This is a genomic window from Mycobacterium sp. IDUB_36, from assembly GCF_055419225.1.
In genome coordinates this window covers 2,713,386-2,726,904 of record NZ_JBVAXH010000001.1, presented here as the reverse complement: position 1 = coordinate 2,726,904, position 13,519 = coordinate 2,713,386, and the positions used below count along the sequence as shown (strand labels likewise).

11 protein-coding genes are annotated in these 13,519 nt (G+C 67.3%); 2 read left to right on the top strand and 9 right to left on the bottom strand.

Features of this window, described 5'->3' with window-relative positions:
• Positions 1 to 17: 17 nt before the first annotated feature.
• From ACZYW1_RS13450 to ssd, 3 genes are read right to left on the bottom strand one after another with little or no spacing between them, the layout of a single operon-like run.
• The gene (locus ACZYW1_RS13450) at positions 18 to 803 is read right to left on the bottom strand and encodes a type II secretion system F family protein (RefSeq protein ID WP_463787822.1); all 786 of its coding nucleotides are present in this window, start codon (positions 801 to 803) and stop codon (positions 18 to 20) included.
• Positions 803 to 1,966 carry a TadA family conjugal transfer-associated ATPase gene (locus ACZYW1_RS13445; RefSeq protein WP_463786463.1) on the bottom strand — a complete coding sequence of 388 codons (1,164 nt, stop codon included), beginning with the start codon at positions 1,964 to 1,966 and terminating at the stop codon, positions 803 to 805. Before ACZYW1_RS13445 ends, ACZYW1_RS13450 begins: the two co-directional genes overlap by 1 nt.
• Complete coding sequence (gene ssd, locus ACZYW1_RS13440; protein WP_463786462.1) at positions 1,963 to 3,051, bottom strand: septum site-determining protein Ssd; 1,089 nt, start codon at positions 3,049 to 3,051, stop codon at positions 1,963 to 1,965. The genes ACZYW1_RS13445 and ssd overlap by 4 nt, the downstream gene beginning before the upstream one ends.
• 390 nt (positions 3,052 to 3,441) lie before the next feature.
• On the opposite strand from ssd, the gene ACZYW1_RS13435 reads away from it, so the two are divergent.
• Positions 3,442 to 4,290 carry an HAD-IB family hydrolase gene (locus ACZYW1_RS13435; protein WP_463786461.1) on the top strand — a complete coding sequence of 283 codons (849 nt, stop codon included), beginning with the start codon at positions 3,442 to 3,444 and terminating at the stop codon, positions 4,288 to 4,290.
• A gap of 397 nt (positions 4,291 to 4,687) precedes the next feature.
• Here the strand turns inward: ACZYW1_RS13435 and ACZYW1_RS13430 are convergent, their stop codons facing one another.
• Genes ACZYW1_RS13430 through ACZYW1_RS13410 form a run of 5 tightly spaced genes read right to left on the bottom strand, consistent with a single transcriptional unit; the run spans position 4,688 to position 10,481 of the window.
• Positions 4,688 to 5,470: an oxidoreductase gene (locus ACZYW1_RS13430; protein ID WP_463786459.1), complete on the bottom strand. Its 783-nt coding sequence runs from the start codon at positions 5,468 to 5,470 to the stop codon at positions 4,688 to 4,690.
• A complete protein-coding gene (locus tag ACZYW1_RS13425; protein ID WP_463786458.1) occupies positions 5,467 to 7,065 on the bottom strand; it encodes a dipeptide ABC transporter ATP-binding protein in 1,599 nt (532 codons plus the stop codon). The genes ACZYW1_RS13430 and ACZYW1_RS13425 overlap by 4 nt, the downstream gene beginning before the upstream one ends.
• Positions 7,066 to 7,113: 48 nt before the next feature.
• Positions 7,114 to 7,986, bottom strand: coding sequence for an ABC transporter permease (locus ACZYW1_RS13420; RefSeq protein WP_463786457.1), 873 nt, complete (start codon positions 7,984 to 7,986; stop codon positions 7,114 to 7,116).
• Positions 7,979 to 8,905, bottom strand: coding sequence for an ABC transporter permease (locus ACZYW1_RS13415; RefSeq protein WP_463786455.1), 927 nt, complete (start codon positions 8,903 to 8,905; stop codon positions 7,979 to 7,981). The genes ACZYW1_RS13420 and ACZYW1_RS13415 overlap by 8 nt, the downstream gene beginning before the upstream one ends.
• A gap of 1 nt (position 8,906) precedes the next feature.
• On the bottom strand, positions 8,907 to 10,481 hold the full coding sequence (locus tag ACZYW1_RS13410; RefSeq protein WP_463787821.1) for a peptide ABC transporter substrate-binding protein: 1,575 nt from the start codon (positions 10,479 to 10,481) through the stop codon (positions 8,907 to 8,909).
• A gap of 201 nt (positions 10,482 to 10,682) precedes the next feature.
• Here ACZYW1_RS13410 and acs point away from each other — a divergent pair, with 201 nt between their 5' ends.
• Complete coding sequence (gene acs, locus ACZYW1_RS13405) at positions 10,683 to 12,641, top strand: acetate--CoA ligase (protein WP_463786454.1); 1,959 nt, start codon at positions 10,683 to 10,685, stop codon at positions 12,639 to 12,641.
• Positions 12,642 to 12,664: 23 nt separating this feature from the next.
• On the opposite strand, the gene ACZYW1_RS13400 is transcribed toward acs, so the two are convergent.
• Entirely contained in the window at positions 12,665 to 13,324 is a 660-nt protein-coding gene (locus ACZYW1_RS13400; protein ID WP_463786452.1) for a chymotrypsin family serine protease, read from the bottom strand.
• Positions 13,325 to 13,519: the final 195 nt, after the last annotated feature.

The window sequence follows — 13,519 nt, the reverse complement described above, 5'->3', positions numbered from 1 at the left end:
GCACCGAACCCCGTCGATCATGCGCCCGCGCTGTCGGTGATGCGGTCCGCCCACAGCAGCCCGGTACAGACCAGCGTCAGCCCGACGATCAAGAGCCATCCACCGAGCCGACCGCCGAACAGGAACGCCAGGGGATTCGCGCCGATCATCTGGCCCATCAACACCGCCAGCAGCGGCAGGCCTGCAAGGATGGTGGCGGTCGCACGCGCTCCTGCCATCGCCGAGTTGACTTGGCTCGAGAATCGTTGTCGCTCAGCGATATCGCATTGGGCTGCGCGCATCAACACCGACATCGCCAGGCCTTGATCGGTGGCAAGCTGCCAGCACACCGCGAGCCGATCCCAGGAATCCTGCAGCACAGATGTTTCGGCGACGCCGTGCAGACCCGCGGCAACGTCGGCCCCCAGCCGGGCCCGCGCTGCGACCGCGCGGCAGGCATCGGCGACCGGCCCGGCCGTCTCACCGGCCGCCACGGCGAAGGCGGCCGCCGGATGCGCACCAACTCGAAGCTCACCGACCAACACGTCGATCGCCGTCTCCAGCGCCCGGCTCTCGTCGGCCCCTCGACCACGTCGCCGTCGTCGCCGATGGCGCAGTGACAGCGTCCCGGCAACCACCGCCACCGCGACAAGCGTTGTCGGCGGCAGTATTACAGCACCCATGGCGCCGGTGCACACTGCCGCAAATACGGCCACTCGCGGCGCCACGACCTTGTGGTCGCGATTGATTCGGGTCAGCCGCGGCCGGGAAGAGGACGGCAGCACCAGCACCGCGGCGGCCAGCGCGAGCGCAGCGGATGCGATCACCTCGGCATCCGATTGTCCAGCAGTGCACGGAAAGTCACGATCTCGTCGGTGAGCCCACGGTCGGCGTGCCACACAGTGAGGGCTTGCACCCGTTGGTCGGTGCGGCGCAGCATGGCGATCTCGTCGAGCCGTCGTCGCCCGGCATGATCACGGGCGACGTGCAGCAGCACCTGTACCGCCGCGGCGAGCTGGCTGTGCAGCGCAGCACAATCCAGGCCGCCGAGAGCACCCAGTGCCTCCAGACGGGCCGGGACCTCGGCGGGTTTGTTCGCATGCACGGTGCCCGCGCCGCCGTCGTGACCGGTGTTCAGCGCAGCGAGCAGATCGACGACCTCGGCCCCCCTCACCTCGCCGACCACGATGCGATCCGGTCGCATCCGCAGCGCTTGGCGAACGAGTTGGCGCACAGTGATTTCGCCGATGCCTTCGACGTTGGCGCACCGTGCGACGAGCCGTACCAGATGCGGGTGCGGCGGTGCCAGCTCGGCGGCGTCCTCGACGCAGACGATCCGCTCGTCGTCCGCGACCGCGTTCAGCATCGCCGAAAGGAGGGTCGTCTTCCCCGCCCCGGTCCCGCCGGACACCAGGAACGCCAACCGCGCCGCGATGATCTGATCGAGCAACGCCGCGGCCTCGGGCGCGATGGCACCCGCGGCGATCAACGCGGGGAGATCCTGTGTTGCCGGTCGCAGGACCCGCAGCGACAGGCAGGTGCCGGCGGCCGCGACCGGCGGCAGCACGGCGTGCAGTCGAACGGCAACGTCACCGGGGCCGATCCCGGTCAGCTGGCCGTCCACCCACGGTTGGGCGTCGTCGAGACGTCGGCCGGCCGCCAGCGCCAGCCGCTGCGCCAGGCGTCGCACCGCGGCTTCGTCGGCGAAACGGATGTCGCTGCGCCGCAGTCCTTTCCCGTCATCCAGCCAGACAGCGTCGGGACTGGTGACCAATACGTCGGTCACACCTTCGACGCAGAGCAACGGTTCCAAGATTCCCGCGCCGGTGAGCTCGGTCTGCAGTATTCGCAGACTGCTCAGCAGTTCGGTGTCACCGAGCACTCCGCCGGACTCGGCCCTGATCGCGTCGGCCACCACGCCGGCGCGCAGCGGCGCGGATTCGGCCGTCAGGCGTTCGCGTACCCGATCGATCAGCGAACCGCTCACGCCGCTCGGCCACCGATCTGGGCGGCCGGATGGTTCGGCAGCACAGCGAGCACGCGGCGGGCGGCCGCGGCCAACTGCGAACGCTTACCGACCGCCAGGCCGCCGCGCTCCAGTTGCTCGGCCAAACCGGGATGCGGCTTCATGGCGGCCAGCAACGGTACGTCGGCGATCGCGGCCACCTCGTCGGCCCGCAGGCCGCCCGGCGACGGGCCCCGTACCACCAGGCCCATGTTGGGGTTGATCGCGGCGAGCACCGGGGCCAGCGTCGCGGTCGCCGCGCAAGCCCGGACGTCGCAGGGGCTGACCAGTACGACAAGATCGGCTGTGTCCACGGCAGTTTCGACAGCGTCGGTCATTCGGCGCGGAAGATCGCAGATTACCGTCACTCCGCCGCGTCGACCGGCATCGAGCACGGCTTGCACTGCGCGACAGTGTATTTCGTAGCCCCTGCGGGTGCCGGAGAGAATGCTCAGGCCGCGGTGCCGCGGCAGGGCTTCGCGCACCGCCGACCACGTCAGCCTGCCGCCCTGCAGGGCCAGATCCGGCCAGCGCACACCGGCTGTGGTCTCGGCGCCGACCAGTAGGTCGATACCGCCGGCCCATGGATCCAGGTCGACCAGCATCGCCTCGGTTGCCGTCCGCGCCAGGGCAACCGCGAACAGCGAGGCGCCCGCGCCGCCACAACCCCCCATCACTGCCAGCACCGCGCCACGAATCCCGGTGTCGCGAAACGATTCCGCTGCGTCAGCGAGCTCGCGAACAAGATCTTGTTCTTGCACAGGCAATCTCAGCACCTGACGAGCACCCACCTCGATGGCGGCCGCCCACGTCGACGGCGGTGGGTCGTCCCCGCTGGCCACGATCACGTGGCTGCGCCGCGGCAAACCGGCCAGCACACTGCCCGATGCCGCCGACTCGTCGAGCACGACGGCGACTGCGGCCGACCACACCTTCCGGCTCACCGGTAATGCGCTGGCGGCGTGCACGACTCGTATTCCGACGGCCGCGGCCACCCGGTCGAGCTCGTCGCGGAGAGCGGGGTCGGTAAGGACCGCCAGAATCCCGCGCGCCTCGTTGTTCGGCATCGGCCCACCGTGCCGTGGGCGGGCCAAGCGCACCAGTCACGTCAGCGAAAGGATGTGGACAGCTGAAAGGCTGTGAAAAAGGTTGCCAGAAGGTGTCTAGCGAAGAATTGCCCGACAAAAGGGACGACCCCCGCCAGGGGGGGAGGAGGCGAGGGTCGTCGTGAATCAGCCCCGGGGGGTCGGGCTGATACACCCTCGGCTAAGCCGAGTGATGCTTACTATACACATGACAGTGTTACGCAGCGCAAGGGTTGCTTGCTACGGATAAGTATGACCTTTAAGTAGCTGAACCAAACGTATCGCTGGTACCACACGTATCTGGACCAGGCTTGACCGGTGCTTTTGTCGACAGCACGCCGATTTGCGGCCGCGCCGTCCTATGCTGGATCGGTGACCGTCTCCGACTCGGCCGCTGACCAGCAAACATCGCCGACGCCCAGCGGTCCCACGCCACGCACGGCGGCGTTTTTCGATTTGGACAAGACCATCATCGCCAAGTCCAGCACGCTGGCGTTCAGCAAACCCTTCTTCGCGCAGGGACTGATCAACCGGCGCGCCGTCCTGAAGTCGAGTTACGCCCAATTCCTGTTCCTGCTCTCGGGCGCCGACCACGACCAGATGGACCGGATGCGCATTCACCTGACCAACATGTGCACCGGGTGGGACGTCGAGCAGATCAAGACGATCGTCAACGAAACCTTGCACGACATCGTGACCCCGTTGGTGTTTGCCGAGGCGGCCGACCTGATCGCCAGCCACAAACTGTGCGGCCGCGACGTGGTGGTGGTGTCGGCATCCGGCGAGGAACTGGTCGCCCCGATCGCGCGCGCGTTGGGTGCCACCCACGCGATGGCCACCCGGATGGTCGTCGAGGACGGAAAGTACACCGGCGAGATCGGGTTCTACTGCTTCGGAGAAGGCAAGGTACAGGCGATTCGCGAGCTGGCTGCGCGCGAGGGTTACCCGCTGGAGCACTGCTACGCCTACTCCGACTCGATCACTGACATGCCGATGCTCGAGGTGGTCGGGCATCCGAGCGTGGTCAATCCCGACCGTGCGCTGCGGCGGGAGGCCAACGCCCGCGACTGGCCGGTCCTGGAATTTTCCCGCCCGGTGTCGCTGCGCGACCGCATCCCCGCCCCGTCGGGAGCGGCGGTCGCCACCACCGCCGCGGTCGGGATCAGCGCCCTGGCTGCGGGCGCCCTGACGTACTCGCTGCTGCGCCGGCTGTCGTTTTAGCGCCGTCCAGCAAACTTCCGATGTCACGGCTCGGCATCGCTTTGGCGATTTCATGACAATTGACCCTTGATGTGACCGAGGTCACGGAGTACAAAGGATCTACGGAAGTCCGGTGAGGCCAAGGTCGACTCGGAAGAGAAGGGCCGATCTCCCGAACGGGGCAACCGAGCACGGTTCCCGGCACCCACGCGGAGTCATAGCCGCGATAATGGCAGAAGTGTTGCGGGCCTGCGTAATTGCGACAAGTGGACGGTGTCGACGGCCCTTTGGGTGGGACCGCAACCGGAAGCTTCGCAAGATCGCCGAGGCCATCCCACGCAACCCACAGGTGCACGCATGGTAACCGAGATCCGTGCTAGCGGGCGGTGAGCCGAAACCCTTCGGTACGCCGCCCGCTTTATTGCGTCGAGTGCCCGCTGCCGCCCTGCTCTGACAGCGTTTCAGCAATCGTCAACGCCTCCTGCGCGCCGGTGCGCATCGCGCGGCAACACAGCACCAGCCAGGCAGCCATCCCTTTGGGTGTGCCGGCCGCGAAACCAGCCGTCGCCTCCCGGTAATCGGCAGCGCGGCGCATCCAACCCACCTCGGGCACACCCAGCCCATGCGGGTCGAGACCGGTGGCGATGGTGACCAACCGCGACACTGCGCGCGCCACCACGCCGTCCGCGGTGCCGAATGGAGCCAAGGTGAGCAACTCACCGTGCGCAACGGCGGCAATCACCGGGGCAGGCGCCTTGCTACCCCCCGACACGATGTGGGCGAGCAGTTCCAGTCGAGGTGCGACGTCGGGTTCGGAACGCGGTCTGCCGAGCTGACTTTCGTCGACCCGGTCCGCCGCCGCCAGCATGTGCAACCGGGCCAGTGCCTGCAGCGGCGCGCGCTGCCACACTCCGACCAGGTTAGTCTCGCCGCCGTCCAAAGCTTGCGCGACGCGCAGCGCGCCGGCGAAGACCGGGTCGCCGATCGCTGACGCGTCGATCTGGTCATCGAGCTTGTGGCCACCGCCGTCGAGCACCGCCGACGCCCGCGCCGACCGCAGCGCGGCCTCGGCGGCGGTCACCGGCCAACGCCGCAAGTTGGCGCGGTGCCGATGAGCGCGGCCGAGCGCTTCACGCGCCTGGTCGCTGGCTGCGGCGACACCGGGCAGCTCCATCAGCGGAGCAAGCGGATCGGGACTCACGAGTTCTCAGCGTAGCCAGGGCCCGCCGCGGGTATCGCGGCCAGTAGCTGCCGGGTGTAGTCGTGCTGCGGCCGGCTGAACACTTCTTCGGTGGCCGCGTGCTCGACCACCCGGCCGGCCCGCATCACCATCACCTCATCGGCGATCTGTCGGATCACCGCCAGGTCGTGACTGATGAACAGATAGCTCAGGCCCAATTCGGCTTGCAGCTCGGCAAGTAGGTCCAGGATCTGTGCCTGCACGACGACGTCGAGAGCGGACACGGCCTCGTCGCAGACCACGACGTCCGGTTGCAGCGCCAGCGCCCGCGCGATCGCCACCCGCTGGCGCTGACCTCCGGACAATTCTCGCGGACGGCGGTCGAGCAGCGACGGCGACAGCGCGACCTGTTCGGCGAGCTCGCGGAGGGTTCGCTCACGTCGACGACGGTCACCGATACGGTGGATTCGCAACGGCTCCTCGATGATCTGCGACACCGAGTACATCGGATCCAGGCTGCCGTAGGGATTCTGGAACACCGGCTGGATCTTGCGACGAAAGGCGCGGGTGTCCTGGCGGCTGAGCGGAGCTGTCGGTTGCCCGTCGAAAGTGACTGTGCCCGAGCTGGGTTCGAGTAGACGGAGCACCATGCGGGCCAGGGTGGATTTCCCGGATCCGGATTCGCCGGCAACCGCCAGGGTGGTTCCGCGACGCAGCCGGAACGACACGTCGTCGACGGCACGCACCTCGGTCTTGCGCCACGGTGCGCCGTGCGAGGACCGGTAGATCTTGGTCAGGCCGGTCGCGACGAGGATGTCCGGCGATTCGGTCGGCGGTTTTCGAGCGGGCGGCTGACGCAATGACGGAGCCGCTGCCACCAGTCGTTGAGCGTAGGGGTGCTGCGGCTCGCTCAAAATCGCCTGTGCCGCTCCATGTTCCACGATCCGGCCTTGGCTCATCACGATGAGCTGTTCGGCTCGTTCGGCGGCCAGTGCCAGGTCGTGGGTGATCAGCAATACCGCGGTACCCAGATCAGCGGCCAGCGCCTGCAGGTGGTCCAGCACGCGGCGTTGCACGGTGACGTCCAGCGCAGAGGTCGGCTCGTCGGCGATCAGCAGGCGGGGGCCGCCGGCCAAACCGATCGCGATCAGCGCACGTTGAGACATCCCGCCGGACAGCTGGTGCGGGTACTGCCGGGCCCGCACGTCCGGCTCGGGCAGACCGGCGTCGGCCAGCAGTTCGATACTGCTGCGCTTGAAATTGTTCGCGCGCAGCGCCTCTCGTACCTGAAACCCGACCCGCCACACCGGGTTCAGGTTGGTCATCGGGTCCTGCGGCACGTACCCGATTCCACTACCCCGCACCGCCTGGAGCTGCCGTCGGCTCGCGGCGGTGAGGTCGATGCCGTCGAACTCGATGTGGCCGGCCGTGATTCGCCCACCGGACGGAAGCAGGCCGAGGATCGCCGCTGCGGTGGTGGACTTGCCGGACCCTGACTCGCCGACGATCGCCACGGTCTGCCCGGCGCGAACCGCGAGATCGACGCCGCAGACCACCGGTTCACCTCCGCCGAAGCGCACCTCGAGTCCGCTGACACTCAGAAGTGGCTCAGCCATCAGCGCCACTCCTCCTCATCGCTGCGCTCTGCATCGTCGTCGGCGCGCTCACGGACGTCGCGCCCGTGACGCGGGATCCAGTGCGGCACGCAATGCGTCGCCCATGATCATGAAGGCCAGCACCGTGATCGCCAGCGCCCCAGCGGGGTAGAACAGGATCGGTGATCCGGCACGCAGACGAATCTGGTCGACATTGATATCGCCGCCCCACGACACCACCGACGGCGGCAGGCCGACACCGAGGTAGGACAGCGTGGCCTCGGTGACGATGAACAGTCCAAGCGCAATGGTGGACATCGCGATCACCGGGCCGATCGCATTGGGCAGAACATGGCGAAGCAGGATGCCGAACCTGCTCATTCCCAGCGCCTTTGCGGCCAGCACGTAATCGCTGCCGCGGACTTCCAGAACGGCGCCGCGGGTGATCCGCGCGATCTGCGGCCAGCCGAACAACGCGAGGATCGCGATCACCGTCCACACCGTCCGGTGATGCATGACCTGCATCAGCACAATGGCTGCCAGCAGCAGCGGGATCGCGAAGAACACATCGGCGATGCGCGACAAGATCGCATCGAGCCAGCCGCCGTAAAAGCCGGCCAGCGCACCCAACGCTCCTCCGATGACGAAGACGACGAGGGTGGCGCCGAGGCCGACCGTGATGGACGCCCGCGCTCCGTAGATGGTGCGGGCGTATATGTCGTGGCCCTGCAGGTCGGTACCGAACCAGTGTGCGGCCGACGGCGACAGCAGACTCAGTTCTGGATTGGCGAAGTCGGGGTCGGCCGCTGTGAACAACGATGGCCATACCGCGGCGAGGACGATCACCCCGATCAGCACCGCGCTGACGACGAACTGCGGACGACGCCCCAGCGTGCGCCAGGTGTCTCGCCAAAAGCCAACGCCCGCCTGCGTTTCAGTCATAGCGGATCCTGGGGTCCAGCGCTGCGTACAACAGGTCCACGGCCAGGTTCGTGACGAGGTAGACCACCACCAGCACCGTCACGATCGACACCACGGTCGGCGCTTCCTGGCGGGTGACAGCCTGGTAGAGCACGCCGCCGACACCGTGGATGTTGAAGATGCCTTCGGTGACGATCGCTCCGCCCATCAACGCTCCGAGGTCGGCGCCGAGAAAAGTCACCACCGGGATCAGCGAGTTGCGCAGGATGTGCACGGCGACCACCCGCGGCCGCGACAAGCCTTTCGCGGTCGCTGTTCGCACATAGTCGGCGTGTGCATTCTCGGCGACCGCAGACCGGGTCAGCCGCACCACGTAGGCGAATGACACTGCGCCGAGCACGATTCCGGGTAGCAGCAGCCTGGCGAACGTCGGCTGGTCGCCCACCGTCACCGCGGCCAAACCCAGCCGCACCCCGAAGACGAATTGCGCCACGAAGCCGAGCACGAAGATCGGGACCGCGATGATGATCAGGCTGACGATCAGCACACCGGAGTCAAACGCTCCTCCCTGGCGCAATCCCGCAATCACGCCGAAACCGATGCCGAACAACGCCTCCACCGCCAGCGCGATCAGCGCCAGCCTGACAGTTACCGGAAATGCCTGCGCCAGAACGGAAGTGACCGGCAGACCGGAATAGGCGTGGCCCAGGTCGCCGTGCAGAACCCCGCCGAGATAGCGCAGGTACTGCAACCAGAACGGGTCGTCGAGGTGATATTGCGCCCGCAATTGGGCGGCCACCGCCGGACTCAGCGGCCGGTCACCGCCCAGTGCCGCGATCGGATCCCCGGGGAGCAGGAACACCATGCCGTAGATCAGCAGCGTCGCGCCCAGAAAGACCGGGATCATGGCCGCGAGACGTCGCGCGATGTACCACCCCACGTCAGGTCTTCACGATGCGTTCGTAGTCGGGTAGCCCGTTCCAGGTCAGCGCCACGTGGCTGACCGCTGCAGAGCGCCCTGCTACCGCGACGGTGTACCACAGCGGCACAACTGGCATGTCCTGCAACAGAATCCGCTGCGCGGTATTGGCCAACGTCGACGATTGCGGCAGGTCGGGCGCGGCCTCCGCGGCGGCGACGGCTGCGTCGAACTGCGGGTTGGAGTAGCCGACGTCGTTGGCGCCGGCGTGGGTGACGAACAACGGCTCAAGGAATTCCAGCATCGACGGGAAGTCACCCTGCCAGCCGGCCCGGAACGCGGTGCCGATCGTGCGGGTTGTTATCTGCGTCCGGAAGGCGGCGAAGGTCGGCTGCGGGGCGCCGACGGCGTCGATCTTCAGGGTGTTCTTGATGCTGTTGGCCACCGCGTCGATCCACTCCTGATGCGATCCGTCGGCGTTGTAGGCGATCGCGTATCGACCAGTCCATGTCGAGATGGCGTCGGCCTGCGCCCACAGCCTTCGGGCACGCGCGGGATCGAAGTCGAGCGCCCGGGTGCCGTCGATACCGGAGTCGTAGCCCGGCAGCGAGCTGGCGGTGAATTCGCGGGCGGGTGTACGCGCGCCGGAAAAGATTTTGCGGCAGATCTGATCCCGGTTCACCGCCGCTGCAAGTGCCAGGCGGCGCAGACGGCCCTCTTCGCCGGAGAAATGCGGCAGACGCAGCGGGGTGTCCAGGGTCTGATTGGCCGCCGCCGGCGCGGTCACCGCGCGGTCGCCGAGGTCGCGCCGGTACACCGTCAGCACGCTGGGCGGAATGGTGTCCAGCACATCGAGATTGCTCGCCAGCAGGTCGGCGTAGGCGGTGTCCAGGTTGGCGTAGAAGACGAACCGCAGACCTTTGTTCTGCGGCGTCCGGTTGCCGTGATAGCTGGGGTTGACGACCATGTCGAGCTTGACGTTGTGCTGCCACGCCGGAAGGTCGGGTTGGTCCGCCAGCCGGTACGGACCGTTGCCGACCGGATGCTGGCCGAATGCGGCGATATCCTTCCACGCCGAGTCGGGCAGCGGGTAAAACGGCGAAAAGCCAAGCCGCAGAGTGAAATCGATGGTCGGATTCTTCAGCCGCACGGTGAACTCGCCGTCGTTGACGACCCGAAGCCCCGACATCGCTGTCGCGCTCGGCTTCGCGGCCGCCACCTCGTCGAAACCGGCGATCGGAGCAAAAAAGCTCTGCTGCAGTTGAGCATTGGCGGCCAGTGCACCGTAATTCCAGGCATCGACAAAAGAGTGCGCGGTGACCGGTGAGCCGTCGCTGAAGGTCCAGCCCGGCTTCAGCCTGATCCGGTAGTTGACGTTGTCGTCGGTCTCGATCGACTCGGCGACTTCCAGGGCCGGTGCGCCCTTGGCGTCATACGACATCAGCCCGGCGAACAGCCGGTCGACGATCCGGCCGCCGTTGCTGTCGTTGGTGTTGGTGGGAATCAGCGGATTCTGCGGTTCACCCGCGTTGACGATCACCACATCGGTTCGGACGACCCCCACCCCGCAGCCCGTCAACGAGGCGGCAGCCAGCATCGTCGTCGCAGCAAGAATGCGAAGCCGATGCACGCCGTCCTCCTTCGATCCGAAAATAGACTTCCAGGCTCAGTGTCGCCCAACCGACTGTGACGGCTCGGCGCCGCGCTTCAAGGTCGTCAAAGGAAATCGCCTACCAGAGTCCCGCGCGCCGCTATTGCCTCCAGCCACTCAAAAACCGAGCGGGCCCCGGCTACGCTCGTGCCCGTGACCGAGACGCACACACCGACCTCGTATCCACCCTCAGACGAGTTCGCCGCGCAGGCCAACGCCCGCGATGACCTGTATCAACAGGCCGAAGAGGACAGGCTGGCGTTCTGGGCCGAGCAGGCCAACCGACTGTCTTGGGCCACACCGTTTTCCGAGGTGCTGGACTGGTCGGAGCGTCCGTTTGCCAAATGGTTCACCGGCGGCCAACTCAACGTCACCTACAACTGCGTCGACCGTCACGTCGAAGCCGGTAACGGCGGCCGGGTGGCCATCCACTGGGAGGGTGAGCGGATCGGCGAAGACCGCACCCTGACCTACAGCGACCTTCAGGCCGAGGTGAGCAAGGCCGCCAACGCGCTGACGGATCTCGGCCTGGTGGCCGGCGACCGCGCCGCGATCTACCTGCCGATGATCCCCGAAGCCGTGATCGCGATGCTGGCCTGCGCCCGGCTGGGCGTACTGCACAGCGTCGTGTTCGCCGGGTTCACCGCCACCGCGCTGGGCGCCCGGATCGACGACGCCAAGGCAAAACTCTTGATCACCGCCGACGGGCAGTTCCGGCGCGGCAAGCCGGCGTCGCTGAAGGACGCGGCCGACCAGGCGGTCGCCGACGCCGACTCGATCGAGCACGTTCTGGTGGTCCAGCGCACCGGCACCGACATTCCGTGGACCGAAGGCCGCGACGTGTGGTGGCACGACGTCGTGGACGCGGCACCGCCCGAGCACCAGGCCGACGCGTTCGACGCCGAGCACCCGCTGTTCCTGCTGTACACCTCGGGTACCACCGGTAAGCCCAAGGGGATCGTGCACACCAGCGGCGGCTACCTCACCCAGGCGTCGTACACCCAGCACCACATCTTCGATCTCAAGCCCGAGTCCGACGTGTTCTGGTGCACCGCCGACATCGGCTGGGTGACCGGCCACACCTACAGCGTCTACGGGCCGCTGTCCAACGGCGTCACCCAGGTTCTCTTCGAGGGCACGCCCGATACCCCGGACCAGCACCGGCATTTCCAGATCATCGAAAAGTACGGTGTGACAATCTATTACACCGCGCCGACGATGATCCGGACCTTCATGAAGTGGGGCCGCGAGATACCCGACGCCCATGACCTGTCCAGCCTGCGGCTGCTGGGATCGGTCGGCGAGCCGATCAACCCCGAGGCGTGGCGCTGGTATCGCAGGGTCCTCGGCCGCGACGCCATCCCGATCGTCGACACCTGGTGGCAGACCGAGACCGGGTCGGCGATGATCTCGCCGCTGCCCGGCGTATCAGCCGCCAAGCCGGGGTCGGCGATGGCCCCGCTGCCGGGCATCTCCGCGAAGATCGTCGACGACGAGGGCAAGCAGCTCGATCCGCCGGCGTCCGACGAGGGCGAACACGCCAGCGGGTACCTCGTGCTCGATCAGCCGTGGCCGTCGATGCTGCGCGGCATCTGGGGTGACGACGACCGCTTCCGCGAGACGTACTGGTCGAAGTTCGCCGAGCAGGGTTGGTACTTCGCCGGCGACGGCGCCCGCTACGACGCCGACGGTGCGATCTGGATTCTGGGCCGCATCGACGACGTGATGAATGTGTCCGGCCATCGGATTTCCACCGCCGAGGTGGAGTCGGCGCTGGTGGGCCACTCCGGGGTGGCCGAAGCCGCCGTCGTCGGGGCGACCGACGACACCACCGGCCAGGCGATCTGCGCGTTCGTGGTGCTGCAGGCCGACCATGCCGAGACGACCGGCGCCGAGATCATCGACGAGTTGCGCGCGGAGGTGGCGCGGGTGATCTCGCCGATCGCGCGGCCGCGGGAATTGCACGTGGTGCCGGAGTTGCCGAAGACCCGCAGCGGCAAGATCATGCGACGGCTGTTGCGCGATATCGCCGAAAAACGCGACCTCGGCGACACGTCGACCTTGCTCGACCCGGGGGTGTTCGACGCCATTCGAGCCGCCCAGTGAGGAACTGCCCCGCCCGGTGACCGTTAGGCCGGGATCGGCACGAACCCCATGCCGGGACGGTTCTTGGCCTGCAGATCGGCCAGGTCGGCGTTGATCGACTGCACCACCGCCGGCGTGTGCAGCGGAATGTACTTGGTGACGCACACCGGCAGGTTGTCACTGAACGCGCCGTGGATCATGCCGACCAGTTGATCGTTGACTGTCACAGGGGCGCCCGAGTCGCCCGGCTGTCCACACACCTGCATCAGAATCGTGCCCGGCTCCTGCCCGGGGCCCCAGGTGACACCGCACGAGTTGCCGGTGGTGCGGCCCTGCTTGCAGGCGATCTGACCGGACGACGGATCCGGTCCGATACCGTTGATGGCGAAGCCGCCAAAGTTGGCCTGCGGCAACACTTTCGCTTTGTCGAATTGGATCACCGCATAATCGAGACCGTCGTTGCCGGACACCATGACGCCGATGTTGCCGCGGTCTTTGGCCTCCTCGGCGGCGACCACCGCACCCGGGCCCCCGCAGTGCGCGGAGGTGAAGCCGATCAGGTCGCCTTTGGGGTTGGTGCCGATCGCGGTCAGAGTGCACAGGGCGTCCCCGTTGACCAGGATGCCAGCGCCGCCACCCAACGGGATCCGGTCGTCCGCTCCAGCGGAAGCGTGTTGCTGACCGATGACCAGGGCGCTCGCCATGATGGATACCGCGGCGACCCGGAGTATCCGACGACCCATGACCATGGCCTGCAAAGTCGTCTCCCCTGCGTGTTGGACGCGCACCCGATGGGGCGGCGCCAGTCTAGTCTGCTCCATGCCCGCCGTCGCCGGTGCTCAAACCGCCTTGCCTCGTGTGCCGCCGCGCTGCATGGCAACATGAACCGCGTCGGAGCG